20 protein-coding genes and 1 pseudogene are annotated in these 24,937 nt (G+C 74.2%); 17 read left to right on the top strand and 4 right to left on the bottom strand.

Features of this window, described 5'->3' with window-relative positions; all coding sequences use genetic code 11:
- Nucleotides 1-156 precede the first annotated feature (156 nt).
- Complete coding sequence (locus J5Y04_RS22610) at nucleotides 157-1,146, top strand: hypothetical protein (RefSeq protein ID WP_209413908.1); 990 nt, start codon at nucleotides 157-159, stop codon at nucleotides 1,144-1,146.
- Between the two features lie 95 nt (nucleotides 1,147-1,241).
- On the opposite strand, the gene J5Y04_RS22605 is transcribed toward J5Y04_RS22610, so the two are convergent.
- Nucleotides 1,242-2,060 carry a universal stress protein gene (locus J5Y04_RS22605; RefSeq protein WP_209413907.1) on the bottom strand — a complete coding sequence of 273 codons (819 nt, stop codon included), beginning with the start codon at nucleotides 2,058-2,060 and terminating at the stop codon, nucleotides 1,242-1,244.
- 208 nt (nucleotides 2,061-2,268) lie between these two features.
- Nucleotides 2,269-2,913: a GntR family transcriptional regulator gene (locus J5Y04_RS22600; RefSeq protein ID WP_209413906.1), complete on the bottom strand. Its 645-nt coding sequence runs from the start codon at nucleotides 2,911-2,913 to the stop codon at nucleotides 2,269-2,271.
- A 118-nt stretch (nucleotides 2,914-3,031) separates the two neighbouring features.
- On the opposite strand from J5Y04_RS22600, the gene J5Y04_RS22595 reads away from it, so the two are divergent.
- From J5Y04_RS22595 to J5Y04_RS22555, 9 genes are all read left to right on the top strand, one after another.
- A complete protein-coding gene (locus J5Y04_RS22595) occupies nucleotides 3,032-5,020 on the top strand; it encodes a beta-galactosidase (RefSeq protein WP_209413905.1) in 1,989 nt (662 codons plus the stop codon).
- A gap of 15 nt (nucleotides 5,021-5,035) precedes the next feature.
- Nucleotides 5,036-6,478, top strand: a complete 1,443-nt coding sequence (gene gcvPA / locus J5Y04_RS22590) for an aminomethyl-transferring glycine dehydrogenase subunit GcvPA (protein ID WP_209413904.1) — start codon at nucleotides 5,036-5,038, stop codon at nucleotides 6,476-6,478.
- Entirely contained in the window at nucleotides 6,475-8,112 is a 1,638-nt protein-coding gene (gcvPB, locus tag J5Y04_RS22585) for an aminomethyl-transferring glycine dehydrogenase subunit GcvPB (protein ID WP_209413903.1), read from the top strand. Before gcvPA ends, gcvPB begins: the two co-directional genes overlap by 4 nt.
- Nucleotides 8,109-9,215: an ATP-NAD kinase family protein gene (locus J5Y04_RS22580; RefSeq protein ID WP_209413902.1), complete on the top strand. Its 1,107-nt coding sequence runs from the start codon at nucleotides 8,109-8,111 to the stop codon at nucleotides 9,213-9,215. Before gcvPB ends, J5Y04_RS22580 begins: the two co-directional genes overlap by 4 nt.
- Nucleotides 9,212-9,961: an SDR family NAD(P)-dependent oxidoreductase gene (locus J5Y04_RS22575; RefSeq protein WP_209413901.1), complete on the top strand. Its 750-nt coding sequence runs from the start codon at nucleotides 9,212-9,214 to the stop codon at nucleotides 9,959-9,961. The genes J5Y04_RS22580 and J5Y04_RS22575 overlap by 4 nt, the downstream gene beginning before the upstream one ends.
- Before the next feature lie 92 nt (nucleotides 9,962-10,053).
- The gene (locus J5Y04_RS22570) at nucleotides 10,054-11,364 is read left to right on the top strand and encodes a sugar ABC transporter substrate-binding protein (protein ID WP_245205215.1); all 1,311 of its coding nucleotides are present in this window, start codon (nucleotides 10,054-10,056) and stop codon (nucleotides 11,362-11,364) included.
- Entirely contained in the window at nucleotides 11,361-12,326 is a 966-nt protein-coding gene (locus J5Y04_RS22565; RefSeq protein WP_209413900.1) for a carbohydrate ABC transporter permease, read from the top strand. Before J5Y04_RS22570 ends, J5Y04_RS22565 begins: the two co-directional genes overlap by 4 nt.
- Before the next feature lie 9 nt (nucleotides 12,327-12,335).
- Nucleotides 12,336-13,175, top strand: coding sequence for a carbohydrate ABC transporter permease (locus J5Y04_RS22560; RefSeq protein ID WP_209413899.1), 840 nt, complete (start codon nucleotides 12,336-12,338; stop codon nucleotides 13,173-13,175).
- Nucleotides 13,175-14,812 (top strand): amylo-alpha-1,6-glucosidase, encoded by a 1,638-nt coding sequence (locus J5Y04_RS22555; protein ID WP_209413898.1) that lies wholly within the window; start codon nucleotides 13,175-13,177, stop codon nucleotides 14,810-14,812. The genes J5Y04_RS22560 and J5Y04_RS22555 overlap by 1 nt, the downstream gene beginning before the upstream one ends.
- A 212-nt stretch (nucleotides 14,813-15,024) precedes the next feature.
- Here the strand turns inward: J5Y04_RS22555 and J5Y04_RS22550 are convergent, their stop codons facing one another.
- On the bottom strand, nucleotides 15,025-15,225 hold the full coding sequence (locus J5Y04_RS22550; protein WP_209413897.1) for a hypothetical protein: 201 nt from the start codon (nucleotides 15,223-15,225) through the stop codon (nucleotides 15,025-15,027).
- Nucleotides 15,222-15,728: a carboxymuconolactone decarboxylase family protein gene (locus J5Y04_RS22545; protein ID WP_307853244.1), complete on the bottom strand. Its 507-nt coding sequence runs from the start codon at nucleotides 15,726-15,728 to the stop codon at nucleotides 15,222-15,224. The genes J5Y04_RS22550 and J5Y04_RS22545 overlap by 4 nt, the downstream gene beginning before the upstream one ends.
- 241 nt (nucleotides 15,729-15,969) lie before the next feature.
- Here J5Y04_RS22545 and J5Y04_RS22540 point away from each other — a divergent pair.
- The 7 genes and pseudogenes from J5Y04_RS22540 to J5Y04_RS22510 all read left to right on the top strand — a co-directional run.
- Nucleotides 15,970-17,574 (top strand): annotated as a pseudogene (locus tag J5Y04_RS22540) (AMP-binding protein); the annotation flags it as partial.
- Nucleotides 17,575-17,595: 21 nt separating this feature from the next.
- Nucleotides 17,596-17,997, top strand: a complete 402-nt coding sequence (locus tag J5Y04_RS42015) for a thioesterase family protein (RefSeq protein ID WP_307853249.1) — start codon at nucleotides 17,596-17,598, stop codon at nucleotides 17,995-17,997.
- A 74-nt stretch (nucleotides 17,998-18,071) separates the two neighbouring features.
- Nucleotides 18,072-20,828 carry an FAD-dependent monooxygenase gene (locus J5Y04_RS42010; RefSeq protein WP_307853243.1) on the top strand — a complete coding sequence of 919 codons (2,757 nt, stop codon included), beginning with the start codon at nucleotides 18,072-18,074 and terminating at the stop codon, nucleotides 20,826-20,828.
- Between the two features lie 11 nt (nucleotides 20,829-20,839).
- The gene (locus J5Y04_RS22525) at nucleotides 20,840-21,898 is read left to right on the top strand and encodes a carbon-nitrogen hydrolase family protein (RefSeq protein WP_209413895.1); all 1,059 of its coding nucleotides are present in this window, start codon (nucleotides 20,840-20,842) and stop codon (nucleotides 21,896-21,898) included.
- The gene (locus J5Y04_RS22520; RefSeq protein ID WP_209413894.1) at nucleotides 21,895-23,007 is read left to right on the top strand and encodes a cupin domain-containing protein; all 1,113 of its coding nucleotides are present in this window, start codon (nucleotides 21,895-21,897) and stop codon (nucleotides 23,005-23,007) included. The genes J5Y04_RS22525 and J5Y04_RS22520 overlap by 4 nt, the downstream gene beginning before the upstream one ends.
- A gap of 11 nt (nucleotides 23,008-23,018) precedes the next feature.
- Complete coding sequence (locus tag J5Y04_RS22515) at nucleotides 23,019-24,032, top strand: fumarylacetoacetate hydrolase family protein (RefSeq protein ID WP_209413893.1); 1,014 nt, start codon at nucleotides 23,019-23,021, stop codon at nucleotides 24,030-24,032.
- Entirely contained in the window at nucleotides 24,029-24,901 is an 873-nt protein-coding gene (locus tag J5Y04_RS22510; RefSeq protein ID WP_305852858.1) for an Asp/Glu racemase, read from the top strand. The genes J5Y04_RS22515 and J5Y04_RS22510 overlap by 4 nt, the downstream gene beginning before the upstream one ends.
- The last annotated feature ends 36 nt before the right edge of the window (nucleotides 24,902-24,937 follow it).

The raw sequence follows: 24,937 nt of genomic DNA, 5'->3' as shown, positions 1-24,937 counted from the left end.
CGTTCGGCCGTGCCGAGCCGTTCGCCCGTGCCGAGCCGTTCGGCCACGTCGAGCCGTTCGGCCGTGCGCCCAGGGCCGTTGGGCCCTCGCCCGGGGCCGCGGGCCGGCCCGATGCTGGTAGTACCGGCGCCACCCGCCGACAGGGAGTGACCCATCATGACCACCCAACTCGCCCTCACCCTCACGGACCTGCGGCTGCTGGCCGCCGCGGGCGGTGCCGCACCCTCCTTGCACAACAGCCAGCCCTGGCGCTTCCGCCCGACGCCGGACCTGACCGGGCTGGAGGTGCGGGCGGACCGGAGCCGGGCCGTTCCGGCCGCCGACCCGGAAGGCCGGGCCCTGCACATCTCCGTCGGTGCGGCCCTGTTCAACCTGCGGGTGGCGGCCGCACACCTCCGTCGCGACGCCTCCGTACGGCTGTTCCCCGCCGGCCCCGGCACCGAGCCGTGCGCGGTGCTCGACCTCGCCGCGCCGGCCCGCACGACGCGGCCCTTCGGCGCCGATCTCCACGCGGCGATCGCCCGGCGGCACTCCAGCCGTGAACCCTTCACCAACCGGGACGTCCCCGAGCGGCTCCTCGCCGGGTTCGTCGAGGCCGCGCAGGACGAAGGCGTGACGTTCGCCCTGCTGGAGGAGGACGGCGTGCGACGCGTGCTCGCCCTCACCTCCGAGGCCGAGGCCCTGATCGCCGCCGACGTCACCCGCGAAGCCGAGACCCGCCGCTGGCTCCGCCTGGAACCGGCGTTCGACGGCATCCCGCTCGCCGCCCTCGGATCGCACGACCGCGACGCACGCGTCCCGATGCGGGGCTTCGCCGGGCACCCGCCCCGCCACTCCACCCCGGCCGGGCGCTTCGAGGCGCTGCCGCAACTGGGCCTCCTCACCACCCGCCTCGACGGCCCCGCCGACTGGCTGCGCGCCGGCCAGGCGATGGAACGCATCTGGCTCCTCGCGACCGCGCACGGACTGCGCGCATCCGTGCTGCACCAGGCCGTGGAGATCCCCGAAACCCGCTGGCGGCTGCGCGACCCCGACGACGGCCCGGGCCACGTGCAGCTGGTGCTGCGCCTCGGCTACGGCCCGCCCGGCACACCGAGCCCGCGCCGTCGCACCGAGGACGTCCTCGACGACCCGGCACCCGCGTAGGGACGGCGTCGGATCCCGGCCCCGGCCCCGGCCCCGGCGGTCGCGCCCGCCGCCGCCGGCCCCGGCCCCGCGGCGGGCGCGTGACGCGTGACGCGTCAGACCGGTACGACCACCACCGGGCACTCCGCGTGCTGGACGACGGCCTGGCTGGTGGAGCCGAGCCGGCCGAGCGGCCCGCGCGGCTTCCCGTGACGGCCGATGACGAGGAGCTGCCGGCCGGTCGAAGCGGCCACCAGCTCCCGTGCCGCGCTGGAACGCACCACCGACGTCGTGACGGGGACGTCGGGGAAGCGCTCGCGCCAGCCCGTGAGCACCTCGGTGAGCAGCCGGTCGTGCTCGGCCGCGATGTGCGACTCCTCGTAGACCACCGGGACTTCGTGGCCCGGTCCCATGAGCAGCGGATACGTCCAGGCGTGGACGGCGAACAGCGGCAGCTCCTGCCGCTGGGCCGCCAGGAACGCGTGGGCGAGCACCGGCTCCTCGTGTTCGCCGCCCTCGACACCGACCACCACGGCGGCGTCGGGTGCCGCCTGCGGGGTGCGCACCACGACGACCGGGCAGGGCGCGTGCGCCGCCACGTAGAGGGTGTTCGAGCCCAGCAGGAGCCGGGGGAACCCGCCCGAGCCGCGGGCACCGACGACCAGCAGGGCAGCGTCCGCCGCCGCCTCGGTCAGGACCTCGCGCGCCTTGCCCTCCACGAGGTCCGCGGTGACGCTCACCTCGGGGCGCCGCGCGGTGGCCCGGGAACGCTCGACCGCGAGCAGCGCCGCGTCCTCCTGCCGGCCGGAGGGCAGTTCGGGGGCTCGTACGAGCCGTAGCGGGAGCCGCCGGAGCGCGGCCTCGTCGCAGGCCCAGTCGAGGGCGGCCTGGCTGGCCTCCGAGGAGTCGACTCCCACGGTGACGGGTCCGTTCATCGCCGTTCCTCCCAGTCCGCGGGGTGGCAGCGGTCGTCCGATGTGTTCAGGCTATGCCCGCGGCCGCCCCGCCGCCGGTCAGCGGCCGGGGAGCGGCCGGGCTGCGGCCCTGCCCCGGCCGCGGGGACCCGCACGCCACCCGCACGCCACCCGCACGCCGCCCGCGCCGCCGCGGACCGTCCGCCCGGCCCGCGCCGCCCCGTCCCGGTCAGTCCGCCGGGATGTGGGCGAGCATGCGCTCCATGCCGCCCACCCAGTTGGCGCGCAGGGCGGTGATGGCGCCGGGCAGGTCGTCGTCCAGGAGGCGGCGTGCGATCTCGCAGTGCTCCTCCGACTCGCGGGCCACCGGTTCGTCCTCGGCGACGACCAGGTTCTCGTAGCGCCGCATCCCGGCCTTGACCCGGGTGAGGAGGTCGAGCAGCCGCTCGTTCGAGCAGCCGCTGAGCAGCAGGCCGTGCCATTCGTCGTCGCGCCGGTCGACCGTCGCGTGCGTGGCGACCTGGTCAGGGAAGCCCTGGGCGAGGTCCAGCAGTCGCGGGGCGATGGTCCGCAGATGCTCCGGGTCGGAGGACTCCAGCGCCAGGGACTCCAGTGCCGCGACGATGGCGACCAGCTCGCGGAACTCCTTGCGGCTGACCGGCGCGAAGCGGAAGCCGCGGCCCTGGTTGCTCTCCAGCACGCCCTCGCCCGCCAGGGCGATCAGGGCCTCGCGCAGCGGCGTGCGGCTGACGCCCAGCTCGGCGGCGAGCACGGCCTCGTTGACATCGGCGCCCGCCGAGAACTCGCCGCGGGTGAGCCGCTCCATGAGCTCGTCGCGGATCTGCTCGCGCAGCGGGCGGCGCTCGATCGCCATCGGGATCCCCCATCTTCGGATCTGCAGCATACCCCTTGACCGCATGCAGTGTACTGCACTATGCATTTTGAATACAAAATGCCGAAGCGGGGTCCTCGACCCCCAGGGGAGGCGGAGCATGGGTCTGACACGCGTGCCGGGGCTGCTGTTCGGGGGCGACTACAACCCCGAGCAGTGGCCCGAGGAGGTCTGGCAGGAGGACGTCCGGCTGATGGCCGAGGCCGGCGTCACCATGGTGACCGTCGCGGTCTTCTCCTGGTCCCGGCTGGAACCCGCGCCCGGCGTCTACGACTTCGGCTGGCTCGACCGCGTCCTCGACCTGCTCCACGCGCACGGCGTCGCCGCCGACCTCGCCACCGCGACCGCGACGCCCCCGCCCTGGCTGGTCCGGCGCCACCCGGAGATCCGGCCCGTCGACGCCGCCGGCACCCGGCTGGAGTTCGGCTCGCGGCAGGGCTACTGCCCCTCCTCCCCGGTGTTCCGGGCCGCCACCGTCCGGCTGGCCCGCGCCCTGGCCGAGCGTTACCGGGACCACCCCGCGCTCGCGTTGTGGCACATCGGCAACGAGTACGCCGACCACACGGCCGAGTGCTTCTGCGAGGAGTCGGCCCGCGACTTCCGGCGCTGGCTGCAGGAGCGCCACCGCACCCTCGACGGCCTCAACTCCGCCTGGGGGACGTCGTGCTGGGGCCAGCACTACACCGACTGGACGCAGGTCGAACCGCCCCGCAAGGCCCCCGGCCCGGTCAACCCCACCCAGCTGCTGGACTGGCGCCGCTTCTCCAGCGACGCGCTGCTCGCCTGCTTCGAGGCCGAGCGCGAGGTCCTGAAGGAGGTCACCCCGGACGTCCCGGTGACCACCAACTTCATGAGCGTCCTGCGCGACCTCGACTACTGGAAGTGGGCCGCCGCCGAGGACCTCGTCAGCGACGACGCCTACCCCGACCCGGCCGACCCGCGGGCCCACGTCAGGGCCGCGCTCAGCTACGACCTGATGCGCTCGCTGAAGCGGCAGCCGTGGCTGCTCCTGGAGTCCGCGCCGAGCGCGGTCAGCTGGCGCGCGGTCAACGTCCCCAAGGACCCGGGCGTCATGCGCCTGCACAGCCTCCAGGCGCTGGCCCACGGCTCGGACGGCGTGATGTTCTTCCAGTGGCGCCAGGCCAGGTACGGCCCGGAGAAGTTCCACTCGGCGATGCTCCCGCACGGCGGCACCCGGACCCGCCAGTGGCGGGAGACGGTGGCCCTCGGCGCGGACGTGCGGCGGCTGGCCGAGGTCGCGGGCACCACCACCGAGGCCGACGTCGCCCTCCTGCTGGACTGGGACAGCTGGTGGGGGCTGGAGGCCCCCGAGTCGATGCCGTCCGACCGGCTCCGGCTGCACGAGCTCCTCCTCGGCTGGTACGCGCCGCTGCACGCCCGCGGCATCGCCGTCGACCTGGCCCCGCCGGACCGCGACCTCTCCTCCTACCGGCTGGTCATCGCCCCCAACCTCTACCTGTGCACCCCCGGGCAGGCCGCCAACCTGGCCGCCTTCGCCGGGCGGCTGCTGGTCGGCCCGTTCAGCGGGGTGGTCGACGCCGCCGACCACGTCCACGACGGCGGGGCGCCCGGACCGCTGCGCGACCTGCTCGGAGTGCGCGTGGAGGAGTGCCGGCCGATCCCCGACGGCGGGACCCAGGAGGTCGTGACGGCGGACGGCACCCGGCTGCTCGCCCGCACCTGGAGCGAGTGGCTCACCGCCGAGGACGCCGAGGTGCTGGCGCGCTACCGCGGCGGCCCGCTGGACGGCCGCCCGGCCGTCACCCGGCGCGGCGCCGCCACCTACCTCAGCTTCCTGCCCGAGGACCCGGCGCCGCTGCTGGACGAGGCGCTGGCCGCCGCCGGGATCACCGGTGTGACCGGCGCCGGCCTTCCCGAAGGCGTCGAGGCATGCCGCCGCGGCCCGTACCTGTTCCTGCTCAACCACGGGACGGAGCCGGCCGTCGTCCCGCTGCCGGCCCGCACCGAGCCCGTGACCGCCCCGCCGACCGACCTGCTGACCGGCCGTCCGCTGCCGGTCGGCCCCGTGACCGTCGCACCGCGCGACGCCGTGGTCCTGAAGCCCTGAGCCCGAGGAGTGCCCGTGGCCCATCCCTACATCCCCAACGCGGGGCCCGAGACGCGGGCGGCGATGCTCGCCGAGATCGGCGCCCCCGATGTCGCCGAGTTCTACGGCGACATCCCCGCCGACCTGCGCCTCGACCGCCCGCTCGACCTGCCCGCGCCGTTCGCCGACGAGCACGGCCTGGCGCGGCACGTCCGCGGCCTGCTGGCCCGGAACACCGACCCGGCCGAACTGCTGAGCTTCCTCGGCCACGGCTGCTACCCGCACCACGTCCCGGCGGTGTGCGACGAGGTCAACGGGCGCGGCGAGTTCCTGACCGCCTACGCGGGCGAGCCCTACGAGGACCACGGCCGGTTCCAGGCCCTCTTCGAGTACGTCTCGATGATGGCCGAGCTGCTGGAGATGGACGTCGTCAACGTCCCCACCTACGACGGCTTCCAGGCGGCCGGGACGGCCCTGCGGATGGCCGCGCGCCGCACCGGCCGGAACCGGGTGCTGGTCAGCGGGGCGGTCGCGGCCGACAAACTGGCCAAGATCCGCGACTACCTCGCGCCGGACGTCGAGGTGCTGCTCGCCCCGGTGGGCGACTCGGGGGAGATGGGCGACGTCCGGCTGGACGACACCTTCGCCGCCCTCTACCTGGAGACGCCCACCGTCCACGGTGTCGTCGAGACCCGCGGCCGCGAACTGGCCGACCTGGCACACGCCGTCGGCGCCCTGCTGGTCGTCTCCACCGACCCGATCTCGCTCGGTGTGCTCGCCCCGCCGGCCTCCTACGGCGCCGACCTGGTCTGCGGGGACATCCAGTCCCTGGGCATGCACCCGCAGTACGGCGGCGGCCAGGCCGGGTTCATCGCCGCGCACGACGAGGAGCGCCTGGTCGCGGAGTTCCCGTCCCGGCTGTTCGGCATCGCCCCGACCGCCGTCCCCGGCGAGTACGGCTTCGGCGACGTCCTCTACGACCGGACCTCCTTCGCGCTACGGGAGGAGGGCAAGGAGTGGGTCGGCACCGCGGCCGCCCTGTGGGGCATCACCGCCGGCGTCTACCTCGCGCTGATGGGACCGCAGGGCATGCGGGAGATCGGCGAGACGATCCTCGCCCGCACCCGGTACGCGATGCGTGCGCTCGCCGCCGCCGGCGCCGTCGTCCGCCACCAGGAGGCGGTGCATTTCCGGGAGTTCGCCGTCGAGGTGCCGGACGCCGACGCCCTGCTCGCCGCCCTGCGACGCCGGGGCGTCCTCGGCGGCGTGCGGCTCGGGCCCCGGGAGGTCCTGGTCTGCGTCACCGAGCGGCACTCCGTCGCCGACATCGACACCCTCGCGGCGGCGGTCAGGGACGCGCTGTCCGCCATCGACGTCCCTTCCGTCACCAACGTCCCCCCTCCCGGCATCGACGCCGCTTCCACCGTCGCCGCCGTCGCCGCCATCGACGTCCCTTCCGCCACCGGAGGCACCGCGTGAGCTCGCACGGAACGACCGGCGAACCGTTCGCCACCCTGCCGATCGGGGCCAGGCCCGCCCTGCGCCGCTTCCACCAGGCCCGCTGGGACGAGGAGATCGTCTTCGAGCTGTCCCGGCCCGGGCGGCGCGGCGTGGGCGTCCCCGCCCCGGACGCGCCGCTGGTCGAGCTGCCCGAGGGCGTCGCCCGCCAGACCCCGCCCGCGCTGCCCGAACTGTCGCAGAACCAGGTGGTCCGGCACTACCTGCGGCTGTCCCAGGAGACCCTCGGCGCCGACCTGAACATCGACGTCGGCCAGGGCACCTGCACGATGAAGTACAGCCCCAAGGTCAACGACGCCCTCGTGCGCGACCCGCGGGTCGCCGGGCTGCACCCGCTCCAGCCCGAGGACACCGTGCAGGGCGTGCTGGAGATCTACTGGCGGCTGGAGCAGATCCTCAAGGAGATCTCCGGCATGGCACGGGTCTCGCTCCAGCCCGGCGCGGGCTCGGCGGCGATCTACGCCAACATCGCGATGATCCGCGCCTACCACGCCTCCCGGGGCGAGGGGGACCAGCGCGACCAGGTGATCACCACGATGTTCTCCCACCCCTCGAACGCGGCCTGCGCCAAGGTCGCCGGGTACGAGGTCGTCACCCTCATGCCGGACGCCGAGGGCTGCCCCGACATCGAGGCGCTGCGTGCGGCGGTCGGCCCGCGCACCGCCGCACTCCTGATCACCAACCCGGAGGACACCGGGATCTTCAACCCGCGGATCCGCGAGTTCGTCGACCTGGTCCACGAGGCCGGCGGCCTGGCCTGTTACGACCAGGCCAACGCCAACGGCATCCTCGGCATCACCCGGGCCCGGGACGCCGGGTTCGACCTGTGCCACTTCAACCTGCACAAGACCTTCTCGACGCCGCACGCGTGCGGCGGGCCGGCGGCCGGCGCGTGCGGCGTCGCCGAGGCGCTGGTGCCGTTCCTGCCCGGTCCGGTCGTCGACCGCGACGGCGGGGCCTACACGCTGACCGCCCCGGAGCGTTCGGTCGGGAAGATCCGGCCGTTCCTCGGGGTGACGCCCAACGTCGTCCGCGCCTACGCCTGGGTGATGGCGCTCGGGGCGGAGGGCCTGCGCGAGGTCGCGGAGACGGCCGTCCTCAACAACAACTACCTGATGAGCAAGGTGCTGCGGATCCCCGGCGCCTCCGTCCCGTGGGCGCAGCGGCGGCGGGTCGAACAGGTCCGCTACTCCTGGCAGGAGCTGACCGCGGAGACCGGCGTGCACTCGGAGGAGATCGGTTTCCGGGCCGCCGACTTCGGCGTGCACTACTGGACCAGCCACCACCCGTACGTGGTGCCCGAGCCGTTCACCCTGGAGCCGACCGAGTCCTACTCCCGGGAGGACCTCGACGAGTACGCGGCGATCCTCGCCCAGGTCGCCGCCGAGGCGCGCGAGGACCCCGACTTCGTGCGGGGCGCGCCCTACCGGCAGAGCGTCCACCGGATCGACCCCGGCCCGCTGGACGACCCGGCGCAGTGGTCGCCCTCCTGGCGCGCCTACCGCCGCAAGCACGGCGGGAAGCAGGGGGAGACCCACGAGGGAATGCACGACAGGAGGCACGGCGGGAACCACGACCGGACGCACGGCGGATGATCGTCGGCCTGGTCGTGAACCCGGTCGCGGGCCTCGGCGGCGCCGTCGCCCTCAAGGGCAGCGACGGGCCCGGTGTCCAGGCCAGGGCGCTCGCCCTGGGCGCCGTCCCGCGTGCGGCCGGCCGCGCGGCGGCCGCGCTGCGCGCCCTGCACTCCCGGCGTCCCGACGTCCTCGTCCGCACCGTCGCCGGCCCGATGGGGGAGGACAGCGCGCTCGCCGCCGCCGTCCCGTACGAGACCGTCCACCGTGCCCGCTCCGGGGCCGCCACCGGCGCGGTGGACACCCGGGCGGCGGTGGCCGCGCTCGGCACGGTGGACCTGCTGCTGTTCGCGGGCGGCGACGGCACGGCGCGGGACGTCCTGGACGCCGGGCCGCGCCCGCCGGTGCTCGGCGTGCCGGCCGGGGTGAAGGTCTACTCGGGCTGCTTCGCCGTCAGCCCGTTCGCGGCGGGGGCGGCCGCCGCCGGGTTCGACGGGAGGACGGTCGAGGCGGAGGTCGTCGACCTGGACGAGGAGGCGTACCGGGCGGGGCGGGTCGGTGCCCGGCTCTACGGGACCCTCCGGGTGCCGGCGCAGCGGGCGCGGCTCAGCGGCCGCAAGTCCGGCTCCTCGGCGGCGCCGCCGGGCACGGCGGAGTCCATCGCCCGGGCGGTGGTGGCGGCGATGCGGCCCGGTACCGCCTACGCGCTGGGGCCCGGCGCGACCACGCTCGCCGTGGGGCGGGAGCTCGGCCTGGAGTTGACGCCGCTGGGCGTGGACGTCGTCCGGGACGGCGCCCTGCTCGCCTCCGACGTGACCGAGCAGCGCCTGCACACCATTGCCATGTCACAGGTGACGCATGGTGTGTTGTCCGTCATCGGTGGGCAGGGTTTCGTGATCGGGCGCGGCAACCAGCAGTTCAGCCCGCGGGTGCTGGCCGGGCTCGCCGGGATCGTCGTCCTCGCCACCCGGGAGAAGCTCGCCGGGCTCGGCGGGCGGCCCCTGCTCGCGGACAGCGGCGACCCGGAGGCCGACGCCGCGCTCGACGGCCACGTCCGGGTCGTCACCGGACACCGTGAATCAGTTCTGTACCGCATCCGGTCCGCGAGTGAGGAGCTCCCATGAACACCCTGCGCAACAAGGTCGCCATCGTCACCGGTGGTGCCTCCGGCATCGGCCGCGCCACCGCCCTGCTGTTCGCCGCCGAGGGCGCCGCCGTGGTCATCGCCGACCTCGCGGACGCCGGCCCGGTCGTCCGCGAGATCGAGGCCGCGGGCGGCCGGGCGGTGGCGGTGCGGGCCGACGTCTCCTCGGAGACCGACTGCGAACGGATCGTCACCATCGCGGTCCGGACGTACGGGGGCCTGCACGTCCTGTTCAACAACGCCGGGATCATCCGCCGCCAGAGCGCGCTGGAGATCTCCGTCGAGGACTGGGACCGGGTGATGGCCGTCAACGTCCGGTCCGTCTACCTGATGTGCCGCTTCGCCGTCCCGGCGATGACGGGGGGCGGCTCGATCATCAACACCGGCTCCGGCTGGGGGTTGAAGGGCGGCGGCAACGCGCTGTCCTACTGCGCCTCCAAGGCCGCGGTCGTCAACATGACGCGCGCCCTGGCGATCGACCACGCCGCCGCCGGCATCCGCGTCAACTCGGTCAACCCGGGCGACACCCTGACCCCGATGCTGCGCGACGAGGCGCGCCAGCTCCACGAGGAGTGGGCGGCCTTCGAGAAGGACGCCGCCGACCGGCCGATGGGCCGCGCGGGCTCGCCCGAGGAGATCGCCAACACCGTCCTGTTCCTCGCCGGCGACGCGAGCAGCTACATGACCGGCTCCGCCCTCGTCGTCGACGGCGGCGGCCTCGCCTGACCCCCCTCGCCACCGGGCCCCGCACCCACACGCGCACCTCCACCCACCCCACCCGCACCCCTCAGTCCTCACGAAGGCCCAGGAGGCATCCGATGTCCGCTTTCACGAGAAGAACAGCCCTGCTCGCCGCCGCGGTCGCCCTGGCCACCACCGCGTCCGCGTGCAGCGGGTCCGGCGGCGCAGGCCCCGCCTCGGACGGCAAGGACGGCAAGGTCACCATCCGCTGGTCTACCTGGGGCTCGGCCGAGGACACCGCGGCCTTCAAGGCCTTCACCGACGACTTCACCAGGAAGCACCCGAACATCACCCTCAAACTCGAACAGGTCTCCTCCTACGAGGACTACCACCCCAAGCTGCTCACCCAGCTCACCTCCGGAAGCGCCCCCGACGTCGTCTACGTCGGCGACGACTACATCGGCAAGCTCGTCGCCGACGGCGTGCTCGCCCCGCTCGACGAGCAGCTCGCCGGGCCGCAGAGCCGCAGCAGGCCCGCCGACTTCTTCGAGGGCATCTACGGCGGTGCGAAGAAGGAGGGCGTCACCTACGGCGTCCCGAACGACACCAACCCCGAGGTCCTCTGGTTCGACAAGAAGGCCCTGGCCGACGCCGGGATCACCGAGGACCCGGCCGTGCTGAACGACGCCGGGCAGTGGACCATGGCCAAGTACCTGGAGATGAACGCGAAGCTCAAGGCCGCCGGCAAGTACGGCTCCGTCTTCTGGAACTGGTACGGCGCCAACTACAGCGTGGTCAACGGCTTCGGCGGCAAGGTCTGGGACGGCGGCCGGTTCGTCGCGACGTCCGACCCGAAGACCCGGCAGGCGTTCAGGACCCTCGCCGACGGCTACCGGGACAAGACGTTCGCCTCCGCCGACCTGCTGCCCGAGGGCAACGGCGCGGCCACCCAGTTCATCAAGCACAAGGCCGGCTTCTACGCCGGCGGCCGCTGGGTGATCGAGAACATCGACAAGGGCGGTGACCGCGCCGGCTACGACGTCGTGCCGTTCCCCTCCGAGTCCGGGAAGCCGATCCCGGGCGCCGTCGCCGCCTCCTACCTGGCGATCAACAAGGGCAGCAAGCACCCGAAGGAGGCCTTCACCTTCCTCACCGAGTTCGTCAGCAAGGAGGGCCAGCAGCTGCGGCTCAAGGGCGGCAGCGCCGTCCCGTCCGTCAAGGGCGCCGAGAACCTGGTGACCGACGGCAACTACCCGGCGCACGCGAAGACCTTCCTCGACCTGCGCGACCGGGGCTTCGCCAACTACCCCGACGAGGTCGCCGTCCCCGGCCTGACCAAGGCGATCAACGACCAGCTCATGAAGATCTGGGAGGGCAAGACCGGCTTCGACGAGGGCATGACCCAGCTCCAGGCCCTCGTCGACGGCATGAAGGGCCGGCAGGGGTGAGCGCCGTCACCCAGCCCGCGGCCCGGCGGGGCGGGCGCCCCGCCGCCGGCCGGGCCCCCGCGGCCCGCAGCGGCCCCGAGCCGCTCTGGCGCCGCCGCGACCGGCGGTGGGCCCTCGTCTTCCTCGCCCCCCAGCTGCTGGGCCTGCTGGTCTTCCTGGTCGGCCCGCTCGGCTTCGCCGTCGTGCTCTCCTTCATGCGCTGGGACGGCCTGGGCGACGCCACCTGGGTCGGCCTGGACAACTACCGCACCCAGCTGACCGACCCGGAGTTCGGCCGCGCGGTGTGGAACACCCTCAAGATCGGCCTGATCACCGTGCCGGGCGGGCTCGCCCTGGCCCTGCTGATCGCGCTCGCCCTGCACGGCGTGCGCGGCCGGACCGTCTACCGGGTGGTCTACTTCCTGCCCGTGGTGACCAGCTCGGTCGCGGTGTCGGTGATCTGGCAGATGATCCTCGGCGGCGGCGCCGACGGCATCCTCAACGGCACCGCGCACGACCTGCTCGGGGTCACCCTGCCCGACTGGCTGGCCGACCCGGACTGGGTCGTCCCCGCCATCGCGGTCGTGACGATCTGGTCCTCGCTGGGGCTCAACGTCGTCATCTTCCTGGCCGGGCTCGCGACCATCCCGCCGAACCTGCTCGAAGCCGCGCGGATCGACGGCGCCGGCCCGTGGCAGACCCTGCGCTCGGTCACCCTGCCGCTGCTCTCGCCCACCGTCTTCTTCACCGTGGTGGTGTCCGTGATCAGCTCGTTCCAGGCCTTCGACCTCGTCTACGTCCTGGTCAACCCGGATCACAACGAAGGCGCCCAGACCATCGTCTACAAGGTCTACCAGCAGGGCTTCCGCGAGTTCCACTTCGGCCTGTCGAGTGCTGCCGCGCTGCTCCTGCTGCTGTTGACGCTCGTCGTCACGGCGGTCCAGTTCAAGGCGCAGAAGCGCCTCGTCCACTACGAGTCCTGAGGCGCCGCCATGACCGTACGGAACACCACCACCCCCGGCCGCCTCCTCCTGCACGCCGGGCTCGCCCTCGGCGGCCTGCTCATGCTGTTCCCGTTCGTCTGGATGGTCCTGACCTCCTTCAAGGGGGTCGGCCAGATGATCAACGACCCGCTGTCCTGGCTCCCCGCCCCCTGGCGCGCACGGAACTACCCCGACGTGCTCGACGAGGTCCCGATCGGGCGGGCGTACTGGAACAGCATGTACATCGCGGCGGTCACCGTCGCCGCCACCCTGTTGACCGGCGCCATGGCCGCCTACGCCTTCGCCCGGATCCCGTTCCGCGGCTCCGGGCCGCTGTTCGGCCTCTTCCTCGCCACCCAGATGGTCCCGGCCCAGGTCACCATCGTGCCGCTCTACATCATGCTGGCCAGGCTCCAACTGATCGACTCGCACCTGGCGCTGATCCTGCCGGCGGTCGCCAACCCCTTCGCCGTGTTCCTGCTGCGCCAGTTCATCCGGGCCGTCCCGGTCGAACTGGAGGAGGCGGCCCGGATCGACGGCGCGGGCCGCTGGACCGTCTTCTGGCGGATCATCCTGCCCAACATCCGCCCCGGCCTCTGGACGCTCGGCATCATCGTCTTCCTGGCCAGCTGGAACAGCTACTTCTTCCCGCTGGTGTTCCTGAACTCCTCGGAGCTGTTCACCGTCCCGCTGCTGCTCGACTCCTTCAACTCCCAGCGCGGCGGCGTCGACTACGGACTCACCGCCGCCCTGTCCGCGATGACCGTGGTGCCGATGCTCATCGCCTTCCTGGTCGGGCAGCGCAGGATCCTCAACAGCATGGCCTCCTCGGGCCTGGGAGGGCGCTGATGTCCGCACCGACGCCCCCCACGAGCCCGGCCGGACCCGACCTCGGACCCGACCTCGAACTCGACCTCGTCGAGCGGCCGTTCACCGAACGCGGCTCGCGCCTGCTGGTCACGGCCGGCCCCGACGGCCTGCGGGTCGCCCGGGCCGAGTACGAGACGCCGCTCGCCGCGACCACGGAACTCACCGCGCTGGTCGTGCGCGACCCCGCCGGACGCCCGCTGCCCGTCGTGCGGGCGACACCCGTCGAGGTGGCCTTCGCGGGCGGGGTGTCCCTGCTGTTCGCCGACCACGAGACCCTGGTGCTCGCCGGGCGCGACGCGCGGGCCTCCTGGCGGTTGCCCGACGGGACGGAGCGGACGCTCGCGCTCGACGGCTGCCACGTCCTGGCGGGCCCGTCCGGGACGTGGTCGGCACCCGCCGTGCGCGCCGCCGCCGAGGCCCGCTGGACGGCGTGGTTCGACCGCCTGCCGCCCGTCCGGGCCGACCTCGCGGAGCGTGCCCGGATGGCCTGGTGGACGCTGGCCGTCAACCTGCTGCCGATCGCCGGCCGCGAGGGGCTCGTCCCGTCGAAGTACGGGTACGTCGGCGTCTGGAACTGGGACGCCCTCTTCCACGCCGTCGCCCTGCGCCACGCCTTCCCGGCGCTCGCCCGCGACCAGATCCTGCTCCTCCTCGACCACCAGCTCCCGGACGGCCGGCTCCCCGACGTCGTCCACGACCGCGGCGTGCTCGCCGACACCACCGACCTGCCGCGGGCGGACCACGAGCGCCTGGCCGAGCACGTCGGCAGCGCGAACGGCGCCCGGGCGGGCCGCACGCCGGTGCCGGTCACCAAACCGCCGCTCGCCGCCTGGGCCGTCTGGAAGGTCCACGAGAGCGACCCGGACGTCCCGTTCCTCGCCGCCGTCTACCCGCGGCTCGTCCGCGCGCACGAGTGGTGGTTCGCCGGCTCCGACCCGGACGGCGACGGCCTCCCCGAGTACCTGCACCCCTACTCGTCCGGTCTCGACGACAGCCCGGTCTGGGACTACGGACCCCGCGCCGAGCCCCCCGACCTCAACTCCTACCTGGTCGTGGAGGCCGACCGCCTGGCCGACATCGCCCACGCCCTCGGCCGCCCCGCAGACGCGGCCCGCTGGCGCTCGCGCGCCGCCGCGCACGCCGGACTGCTGGTGGCCCGGCGCTGGGACGGCACCCGCTTCACCACCCTGTCGGCCGGCGTCCCCGTCCCCGTCCGCACCGCGCTCGACCTCATGCCGCTGTTCACCGGCCGGCTGCCCGCCGAGGTCGCCGGCGCCCTGGAGCGGACCCTCCGTTCCCCCGCCTACTGGGGCGAGCGCCCCGTTCCGACCGTGGCCTTCGACGACCCCGCGTTCGCCCCGGACACGATGTGGCGGGGTCCGGTCTGGCTGAACATCAACCACCTGCTCGTCGAGGGACTGCGCCGTTCCGGCTTCCCGGACACCGCCGACGAACTCCGCGACCGCACCCTCGCCATGGTCCGCGACGCGGGCGGCCTCTACGAGTACTGGAACCCCCTGACCGGCGCCCGCGCCCCCCGCGCCACCTCGGGATTCGGCTGGTCGGCCGCGCTCTTCCTCGACCTCGCCGCCCTGCCCACGGCCGACCGGCGATGATGTCCGGGGTCCCGTGATGCGGACGGCCCCGCCCGGCCGCGTTCCCCGCGACGGCGGCCGGTCAGGGCCCGCGAGACGGCGCCGGAAAAGCCGACGGCCGCCCGGCGTCCCGACCCGGGCGGCCGCGCAACGAGGGTTGCGGGGCGTCCCGGGCCGGGCGGCCGGGCAGCCGTCCAGTACGCGGTGGCGGCCGGAACCCGACCGCCAGGGGGTCACGCGGGAAAGGTGATCAGGCGGACGGCCGGGGCCGAGACCACCTGCACCGTCGCGGTGCCCGGCAGGCGCAGCTTGGCGAAGCCGCCCTGCAGGGCCACCCGTGCCCGGGGGACGGACGAGACCGCCGTGCCGTCCGCGTCCACCACCGTGTAGCCGGCGTTCAGTTCGACCGCCGCCTCGGCCCAGTCCTCGCTCATGCCTTCACCTCGGGGAAGTCCAGCTCCGGACGGGCCAGGTGGTTGTAGTAGTTGGAGAGCGTGTTGAGCGCCACGTGCGCCACCACCTCGCCGGCCTCCGCCTCCGTCACGCCGGCCGCGTCGATCAGCGCACGGGTCCCGTCGCCGATCCGCCCACGGGTGCGGACGAGTTCGCGGGCCAGCGCCAGCAGCGCCCGGGTGTGCGGGTCCGCGTCCGAGGCGTCGCGGGTGGCGAGCAGCTCCTCGTCGCTCAGACCCATCGTGGCGCCGCGCAGCGAGTGGGCGCTGACGCAGTAGGTGCAGTCGTTCTCCTGGGCGACCAGGAGGGCGAGCTGCTCGCGCACCCGGGCCCGCAGCACGCCGCGGCCCAACTGGTCGCGCATCGCCAGGTAGCCCTCCAGGGCGGCCGGCGCCTCGGCCATCGAGGCGTAGAGGTTCGGCACCCGCCCCAGCTGTTTCTGTACCCGGTCGAGCAACTCGCCCTTGTCCGCGGATGTTTGCACGGCTTCCCCCCGATGTGTGACGTCCCCCGGAAACGGTACCGATCGGTACCGACAGCAAGACGGTACCGACCGGTGCCGTTTCGCGTCAAGGGCCGCCGGCCGCGCCCCGGGCGGTCCGGCGCGGCGGTGGCTCCGCGGGCGCGCGCCCGCCGCCGGCCCGAAGCTTGTATCGCTCTCTTGACTGGCGTCACCAGAGCGCCATACTGGCCTCACTCCCCGCTCGCCGAAGAGGTGCCGCCCTATGGAGCTCACACCCTCAGCGCATCTGGACACGTTCTGCCGCGACAACCTTCCGCCGCCCGACCAGTGGCCCGAACTCCTCTTCGAACTGCCCGAGCTGGCCTATCCCGACCGGCTCAACTGCGCGCACGCGCTGCTCGACGAGACGATCGAGCGCCTCGGCCCCGACCGGCGCTGCCTGCTCACTCCGACGGAGCAGTGGAGCTACGGCGAACTGCGCCGGAACGCGGACGCGGTGGCCCGGGTCCTGACCGAGGACCTGGGCCTGGCCACCGGCAACCGGGTGCTGCTGCGCGGCCCCAACACCCCCTGGCTGGTGGCATGCTGGCTGGGGGTGCTGAAGGCGGGCATGGTGGCGGTCACCACCATGCCGCTGCTGCGGGCACCCGAACTGACCGCGATGCACGAGATCAGCCTGCCGGTGGCGGCACTGTGCGACCACCGCAACCTGGCCGAGCTGGAACGGGCCGCCATACCGGGCCTGACCGTCCTGGCCTACGGCGGCCCCGGACCGGACGACCTGACCGCCCGCTGCGCCGCCCGGCGCGGCCGCTTCACCGCCGTGCCCACCGCCGCCGACGACGTGGCGCTGATCGCCTTCACCTCCGGTACCACCGGCCGGCCCAAGGCCACCCTCCACTTCCACCGCGACGTCCTCGCCAACGCCGACACCTTCTCCCGGCACGTGCTGCGGCCCACGCCGGACGACCTCTTCGCCGGCACTCCGCCGCTCGCCTTCACCTTCGGCCTCGGCGGGTTGGTGGTCTTCCCGCTGCGGGCCGGCGCCGCCGCGCTGCTGCTGGAGCGGACCGGCCCGGAGGAGCTCGCCGAGCACGTCGCCCGGCACCGGGTCAGCATGCTGTTCACCGCGCCGACCGCCTACCGGGCGATCCTGGCCGCCGGACTGGCCGGCCGGCTGAAGGACGTGCGGCGCTGCGTCTCGGCCGGCGAGCACCTGCCGGTCTCCCTCTGGCAGGCCTTCCACGCGGCCACCGGGCAGCGGCTGGTCGACGGCATCGGGGCCACCGAGCTGCTGCACGTGTTCATCTCCGCCGCCGACGGTGACATCCGCCCCGGCGCGACCGGCCGGCCGGTCCCGGGCTACCGGGCCGCCGTGCTCGACGCCGACGGCGCGCCGGTGCCCGACGGCACCCCGGGCCTGCTCGCCGTCAAGGGCCCGACCGGGTGCCGCTACCTGCGCGACGAGCGCCAGGCCGGCTACGTGCGCAACGGCTGGAACCTCACCGGCGACACCTGTGTGCGCGACCGCGACGGCTACTTCTGGTACCAGGCGCGCACCGACGACATGATCGTCTCGGCCGGCTACAACATCGCCGGGCCCGAGGTCGAACAGGTGCTGGCCGGCCACCCGGACGTGCTGGACAGCGCGGTGGTCGGCGCGCCCGACGAGCGGCGCGGCAGCGTGGTCAAGGCGTACGTGGTGCTGCGCGAGGGCGTACCGGCCGGACCGGAGACGGTCCGGGAACTCCAGGAGCACGTCAAACGGACGATCGCGCCGTACAAGTACCCGCGCGAGGTCGAGTTCGTCACCGAACTGCCGCGCACCGCCACCGGCAAGCTGCACCGGGCCGAGCTGCGCCGCCGGGCGGCCGCGCACCCGGCCAGCGTGGCGGTGGAGCGGCGGGTGGAGTGGTCGGACACCGACGCGGCCGGGCACTACCACTTCTCGGCGGTGCAGCGCTGGGTCGAGGCCGCCGAGGCGGTGCTGCTGCGCCGGCTCGGGCTGGCCGGGCTGTTCGGCCGGATCCCGCGGGTGCACTTCGAGGCCGACTACCGCGAACGCCTCTGGTTCGGCGACGAGGTCCGCACCGAGCTGCGGGTCCTGCGGGTCGGCGGCTCGTCGTTGCACTACGCCTTCGAGGTGCACGGGCCACAGGGCCTGGCCGCCGCCGGGCGGATGTCGGTGGTGCACGCCGCGCCGCAGGCCGAGGGCACCGAACCCTGGCCCGCCGAGGTGCGCCGGGCGCTCGCCGAGTCCGGGCCGCAGCAGGCGGAGGGCTACCGGTGACCGGGGGAGCGGTGCCGGCGGGCGCCGCAGGAGGACCGGTGAGCGGCGCCTCAGGGGGGCCGGCAGGTTCCGCGGTGCAGCGGGCCGCGGTGATCGGTGCCGGGCCCGGCGGACTCTACTTCGCCGCACTGGCCAAGAAGTTGGCGCCGCACCGGGAGATCACGGTGTGGGAGCGCGACGCCCGCGACGACGCGTTCGGCTTCGGCGTGGTCTTCTCGGACGAGACGCTGGACGGCATCGCCCAGGCCGATCCGCCGGTCTTCGCCGCGCTGTCCGCCGAGTTCGCCCGCTGGAGCGACATCGACGTCCGGTACGCCGGCCAGGTGCGCACCTGCGGCGGGCACGGCTTCGCGGCACTGGACCGCAACCGGCTGCGCGCGGTCCTGCAACAGCGCTGCGCCGAGCTGGGGGTGGACGTGCGCTACCGGACACCCGCGCCACCTGTCGCCCGACTGGCGGCCGACTACGACCTGGTGGTGGCCGCCGACGGCGTGCGCTCGGCGACCCGGGCAGCCCTCGCGGAGGCCTTCCGGCCCGAACTGGACGAGCGGCACTGCCGCTACATCTGGCTCGCCACCGACAAGGTCTTCGAGGCCTTCACCTTCATCGTGGAGCAGTACGACTTCGGCGCACTGCAGGTGCACGCCTATCCGTACAGCGACCGGCGTTCGACCTTCATCGTGGAGATGGCCGAGGAGGCGTGGCGCAAGGCGGGCTTCGAGGAGCCGGCCGGGCGGGAGTTGGGGCGCGGGCAGAGCGACCTGCCGAGCGTACGGCGGTGCGAGCAACTGCTCGCACCGCACCTGGACGGGCACCGGCTGATCCCGAACGCCTCGCGCTGGATCCGCTTCACCACCGTGCGCAACGCGAGCTGGCACCACCGCAACGTGGCGCTGCTCGGGGACGCCGCGCACACCGCCCACTTCTCGATCGGATCGGGCACCAAACTGGCCCTGGAGGACGCCCTCGCGCTGGCCGCCGCACTGCAGGAAAGCCCGGCGCTGGAGGGCGCGTTGGCGGCCTACGAGGCCGAGCGGCGGCCGGTGGTGGAGTCCGCGCAGCGGGCGGCGCAGGCGAGCCTGGAGTGGTTCGAGACCGTCGGCCGGCACACCGGCCAGGGCGCCGAGCAGTTCGCCTTCAACCTGCTCACCCGCAGCCGCCGGGTCACCTACGGCAACCTGCGCGCCCGGGACGCCGCCTTCGTGGACGCCGTCGACGCGGCCTACGGCGGCGCCGCGCAGGGCGAGGCGGGCGCCGGGTCGGGTGGCTGTGCAGGAGGCGAGGCGGCGGGCCGCGGCTCGACCTCCGGCGATGCGACGTCGGGCGATGCGACGTCCGGCGACGCGGCTTGCGGTGGCACGACCTCCGGCGACGCGACGTCGGGCGATGCGACCGCTGCCCGCAAGGCCCCCGGCGGCACGGCCCCCGGCGGCGGGGGCGGCGGTGGCAGGGCGGCCGTTCCGCCGATGTTCCGGCCGCTGCGGCTGGGCCGGCTGGGGCTGCGCAACCGGATCGTGGTGCCGCCGCTGGCCACCTTCACCGCCGTGGACGGGCTGCCCAGCGGCTTCGACCGGGCCCAGCTCGCCGCCCACGTCCTCGGCGGCGCCGGTCTGGTCTTCACCGGCATGACCGCGGTCAGCGCGCAGGGCCGGGCCACCGAGCGCTGCACGGGCCTGTGGACGGACGCCCAGGAGGCGGCCTGGCGCTCGGTCGTGCGCGCGGTCCGCGAGCTGGGTGACACCCCGCTGGGCATCCAGCTGACACACGCCGGGCGGCGCGCGTCGAGCACCGTGCCCGGCCCGGACGGGATCGGGCGCGCCCTCGCGGACGGCTGGCCGACACTGGCGGCCTCGCCGCTGCCGTGGGAGGCGGCGGGCCCGCCGCCGCGCCCGGCCGGCCCGGCGGAACTGGCCGGTGTGGCCGCCGACTTCGCGGCCGCCGCGGCCCGCGCCGACCGGGCCGGATTCGACGTACTGGGGCTGCAGTTCGGCCACGGACACCTGGTCTCCGGGTTCCTCTCGCCGCTGACCAACCACCGCACCGACCGCTACGGCGGCCCGCTGGAACACCGGCTGCGGCTGGCCCTGGAGGTGCTCGCCGCGGTGCGGGCGGTCTGGCCGGCCGGCAAGCCGGTCGTGGTCCGGGTCTCGGCCGCCGACTGGGCGCCGGGCGGCACCACCGAGGCGGAGGCGGTGGCGATCTGCCGGGCACTGGCCGACGCGGGCGCGGACGCCCTGGACGTGTCCACCGGCGAGGTGGTCGCGCACCAGGAGGTGCCGTACGGGCGCGGCTACCAGGTGCCGTTCGCCGACCTGATCCGCCATGCGACCGGGATCCCGACCATCGCGGTCGGCGCGATCTCCGGCCACGACGACGCCAACTCGGTCCTGCTGGCCGGACGGGCGGACCTGGTCGCGGTCGGCCGGGCGCAGCTGTACGACCCGCTGTGGACGCTGCACGCCGCGGCCGAGCAGGGCTACACCGGTCCCGGGGCGCGCTGGCCGCAGCCCTGGCAGCCGGGCAGCCGCCGGCCGCCCGGGCCCGGCGCGGACCGGGTCGCGCCCCGGCTGCGGTTGCTGCCGGAGGCGGCCGCACCGGTGCACCGCCGCTGGCTGCCGCCGCACCGCCCGGACGCCGGCCCTCCGGGCGCCGGCCCTCCGGACGCCGGCCCTCCGGACGCCGGTTCTGGTGCCGCAGGTTCTCGTGCCGCCGCAGGCCGTCCTGGTGCCGACCCTCCTGACGTGGGCCGTCCCGACGGCCCGCCGGGGCGGGCGGCGCACCGCCCGGACGGGCAGCCAGGCCACAAGCCCACCGAAGCCGTGCCGAACTGAGGGAGGACCGGATGCCCCACCTGCCCCGCTTCACCGCCGCCGCCGTCCAGGCCGCCCCCGTCTACCTGGACCCGGACGCCACCGTCGACAAGGCCGTCGCCCTGATCACCGAGGCGGCCGAGCACGGCGCCGAACTGGTGGTCTTCCCCGAGGTCTTCGTGCCCGGCTACCCCTACTGGAACTGGACGATGAACCCCGTCCAGGGTTCGCCCTGGTTCGAGCGCCTCTACCTCGCCTCGGTCGACGTCCCCGGCCCGCAGGTGGAGGCGCTGTGCGCGGCCGCCCGGCGGGCCGGCGTGGTCCTGGTGATCGGCGTCAACGAACGCGGCGGGCCCGGCCTGGGCACGCTGTACAACACGCTGCTCACCATCGGCCCGGACGGCCGGCTGCTCGGCGTGCACCGCAAGCTCGTGCCGACCTGGGCCGAGAAGCTGACCTGGGCCCCGGGTGACGGCAGCTCACTGGTGGTGCACCGCACGCCGGTCGGCCCGCTGGGAGCGCTCGCCTGCGGTGAGAACACCAACCCGCTGGCCCGCTTCACCCTGCTCGCGCAGGGCGAACTCGTCCACGCCGCGAGCTACATCGCGCTGCCGGTGGCGCCCGACGACTACGACATGGCGGAGGCCATCGCGCTGCGTGCGGCCGCGCACTGCTTCGAGGGCAAGGTGTTCACCGTGGTGTCCTGCTCGACGATCTCGCCCGAGATCGTCGACCTGGTGGCCGGCGACGACCCGCAGGTGCGCAAGCAGCTCGCCCGTCCGCGCGCCGCACTCTCCGGCGTCTTCGGGCCGGACGGGCGCCCGGTCACCGAGCCACTGGTCGACGAGGAGGGCATCGTCTACGCCGAGATCGACCTCGCGCGATGCGTCCAGCCCAAGCAGATGCACGACATCGTCGGCCACTACAACCGGTTCGACGTCTTCCGGTTGCACGTCGACAACCGCCCGCACCGGCCCGTCCACCTCCCGGACAGCCACCTCCCCGGCGGCCACCTCCCCGACCACGCCCGGCCCGACGGCCACCGGCCCTACCCCGAGCAGCAGAGCGGCACCCCACAGGAGGAAGCGTGAACGACTACGACGACACCCGGCTGGGCCGGGCCAGGGTCGGGGACAGCCCCGAACTTGCCGCCTACTACGAGGAGCTGGCCAAGCAGGAGGCGGGCGCGCTCTGGACGGTGGCGAACGAGATCGAACCCTGGTACCCGCAGCCCAAGTCCGTCCCGGTGCTCTGGCGCTACGCGGACCTGGCACCGCTGGTCCGCAAGGCACTGCCGCTGGTCCGGGCGGACGACGCCGGACGCCGGGTGGTGATGCTGGTCAACCCCGGCCGGCGTGAACTGAGCGCGGCCGTCGGCCTGCTGTACACCGGCCTGCAGATCATGGGCCCGGGCGAGGCGATGACCGCCCACCGCCACCAGGCCGCCGCACTGCGCTTCGTCCACGAGGGCACCGGCGCCTGGACGATCGTGGACGGCCAGAAACTCAAGGTCGGGCCGCGCGACTTCGCGATCACGCCCAACAACACCTGGCACGAGCACGGCAACGAGGCCTCGGACGAACCGGTGATCTGGCAGGACGGGCTGGACATCCCGCTGGTCAACGCGCTCGACGCCGGCTTCTACGAAGTCCACCCCGACCTCTACCAGCAACCCGGCACGGTGGTGAACTCCTCGCTGCTCCGTTACGCGGGCACCCTGCTGCCGTACGGGGTCGAGCAGTGGAGCCGCCCGTACTCCCCCCTGCTCGGCTGGCCCTGGGAGCCCAGCTACGAGGCGCTGTGCCGGCTGGCCCGGACGGGCGAAGGGTCCCCGTACGACGGCGTGATCATGGAGTACGCCAACCCCGTCACCGGCGGTTCCGTGATGCCGACCATGAGCGCCCACCTGCAACTGCTGCGCCCGGGCCAGGCCACCCTGGCACACCGGCACACCGGCTCGGTCGTCTACACCGCGGCCAAGGGCCGAGGCGTCTCGGTGATCGCCGGGCAGCGCTTCGCGTGGCAGCAGGGCGACATCTTCGTGGTCCCGTCCTGGGCCTGGCACGAGCACGCGAACTCCGACCCGGGCGAGGACGCCTGCCTCTTCTCGTTCAACGACTTCCCGGTGATGCGCTCGCTCGGCATGTACCGCGAGGAGGCCCACCCGGACAACGGCGGCCACCAGGCCGTCCTCTCGTAAGGAGCTTTCCGATGCACCTGCTCAGCTACCGCACCGGCGGCAGCGACACGCCGCGCCTCGGCGCGCGGACCGGCGAGCGCGTGGCCGACCTGGCCGCGCTCGCCGCCGCGGCCGGCGCCGCGCTGCCCGGCGACCTGGCAGCGCTGATCCGGGCCGGCGAACCCGCCCTGGCCACCGCCCGCGCGCTGCTGGCCGCGGCACCGGCCGACGCGTGGCTGCCGCTCACCGCGGTCACGCTCTGCGCGCCGCTGCGCCCGGGCAAGATCGTCGGAGTCGGCCTCAACTACGTCGAGCACGTCGAGGAGTCGCACCGCTCGCTCGACACCGAGCGCGAACTGCCCGACCGCCCGGTGCTGTTCGGCAAACCGGCCACCGCCGTCACCGGACCGGGCGGGCCGATCCTGCACAACGCCGACCTGACCAAGCAGCTCGACTGGGAGTGCGAACTGGCCGTGGTGATCGGCCGTACCGCCCGCCGGGTCACCGAGGCGGACGCGCTGCGGCACGTCTTCGGCTACAGCATCGTCAACGACGTCAGCGCGCGCGACCAGCGCCGCTCCGGGCAGTGGTTCTTCTCCAAGGGCCAGGACTCCTACTGCCCGTTCGGGCCGGTCGTGGTCACCGCCGACGAGATCCCCGACCCGCAGAACCTCGGTCTCTCCCTCAAGGTCAACGGCGTGACCAAGCAGGACTCCAACACCCGCCACATGCTCTTCGGCGTCGCCCGGCTGATCGCCGACATCTCCTCCGGCATGACCCTGGAGCCCGGTGACGTGATCGCCACCGGTTCGCCGTCCGGCGTCGGCGCCGGCCTGGTCCCGCCGCAGTTCCTGCAGCCGGGCGACCTGGTGGAGGCCACCGTCGAGCGGATCGGCACGCTCGCCAACCCGGTCGTCGACGCCCGCGGCCACCAGGCAGGCTACGAGGCCGACTACGGGGCCGACTACGGGGCCGGCCACGACGCCCGGGGCCACGACGCCCTCGCCCACGGCCTGCGGCCCGACGACGAAGGGGCGGGCGCATGACCACCTACCGGATCGGCCAGATCGTCCCGAGCTCCAACGTCACCATGGAGACCGAGGTCCCGGCCCTGCTGCGGGCCAGGGAGAGGGTCGCCCCCGAGCGCTTCACCTTCCACTCCAGCCGGATGCGGATGACCAGGGTCACCCCCGAGCAACTGCGCGCGATGGACACGGACTCGGACCGCTGCGCGCTCGAACTCTCCGACGCCCGGGTCGACGTGCTCGGCTACGCCTGCCTGGTGGCGGTCATGAGCACCGGGCCCGGCTACCACCGGGAGTCCGAGCAGCGGCTGCACCGGCGCACCGTCGAGAACGGCGCACCGGCGCCGGTGGTGACCAGCGCCGGCGCCCTGGTGGCCGGGCTGCACGTCCTCGGGGCGAAGAAGGTCGCGCTGGTCGCGCCCTACCTGCGACCGCTCGCCCGGACGGTGGTGGACTACCTGGCGCACGAGGGCATCACGGTGATCGACCACGCGGCCCTGGAGATCCCGGACAACCTGGCGGTCGCCGCCCACGACCCGGCCCGGTTGCCCGGGATCGCCGCCCGCCTGGCGCACGCGGACGCGGACGCCGTGGTGCTCTCCGCCTGCGTGCAGATGCCGTCGCTGGCGGCCGTCGAGGAGGCCGAGCAGCAGCTCGGCAAGCCGGTGGTCTCCGCGGCGATCTGCACCGTCCACCAGCTGCTGCGCGCGCTCGGGCTGCCAGCCTTCGCTCCCGGGGCGGGGGCGTTGCTCTCCGGTGACTACGCCGGGAGCACGTCACCGGCCCAGGGGCCGACGCCCGCCGCACCGGTGTCCGGGCCACCGGCAGCAGTCCCGCAGCCGCCCGCCGCGCCGCCGTCCGGACCACTTGGCTGCGCTCCGACAGTATGATCACGCCGGACGGCCGGCTGGAGCGGCCACGACGGG

The sequence above is a fragment of the Kitasatospora sp. RG8 genome (assembly GCF_017813315.1).
Taxonomy (GTDB): Bacteria; Actinomycetota; Actinomycetes; order Streptomycetales; family Streptomycetaceae; genus Kitasatospora.
The sequence above is the reverse complement of the archived record's forward strand: the minus strand, read 5'-3'. Positions and strand labels throughout refer to the sequence as shown.

Bases quoted from the DNA above. Each gene is read 5' to 3' on its own strand.
- J5Y04_RS22510 (WP_305852858.1), top strand. From the start codon at position 24,029: ATGACCACCTACCGGATCGGCCAGATCGTCCCGAGCTCCAACGTCACC.
- J5Y04_RS22575 (WP_209413901.1), top strand. From the start codon at position 9,212: ATGAACACCCTGCGCAACAAGGTCGCCATCGTCACCGGTGGTGCCTCC.
- J5Y04_RS22610 (WP_209413908.1), top strand. From the start codon at position 157: ATGACCACCCAACTCGCCCTCACCCTCACGGACCTGCGGCTGCTGGCC.
- J5Y04_RS22595 (WP_209413905.1), top strand. From the start codon at position 3,032: ATGGGTCTGACACGCGTGCCGGGGCTGCTGTTCGGGGGCGACTACAAC.
- J5Y04_RS22550 (WP_209413897.1), bottom strand. From the start codon at position 15,225: ATGAGCGAGGACTGGGCCGAGGCGGCGGTCGAACTGAACGCCGGCTAC.
- J5Y04_RS22525 (WP_209413895.1), top strand. From the start codon at position 20,840: ATGCCCCACCTGCCCCGCTTCACCGCCGCCGCCGTCCAGGCCGCCCCC.
- J5Y04_RS22560 (WP_209413899.1), top strand. From the start codon at position 12,336: ATGACCGTACGGAACACCACCACCCCCGGCCGCCTCCTCCTGCACGCC.
- J5Y04_RS22580 (WP_209413902.1), top strand. From the start codon at position 8,109: ATGATCGTCGGCCTGGTCGTGAACCCGGTCGCGGGCCTCGGCGGCGCC.
- J5Y04_RS22605 (WP_209413907.1), bottom strand. From the start codon at position 2,060: ATGAACGGACCCGTCACCGTGGGAGTCGACTCCTCGGAGGCCAGCCAG.
- J5Y04_RS22515 (WP_209413893.1), top strand. From the start codon at position 23,019: ATGCACCTGCTCAGCTACCGCACCGGCGGCAGCGACACGCCGCGCCTC.
- J5Y04_RS22570 (WP_245205215.1), top strand. From the start codon at position 10,054: ATGTCCGCTTTCACGAGAAGAACAGCCCTGCTCGCCGCCGCGGTCGCC.
- J5Y04_RS22555 (WP_209413898.1), top strand. From the start codon at position 13,175: ATGTCCGCACCGACGCCCCCCACGAGCCCGGCCGGACCCGACCTCGGA.
- J5Y04_RS22600 (WP_209413906.1), bottom strand. From the start codon at position 2,913: ATGGCGATCGAGCGCCGCCCGCTGCGCGAGCAGATCCGCGACGAGCTC.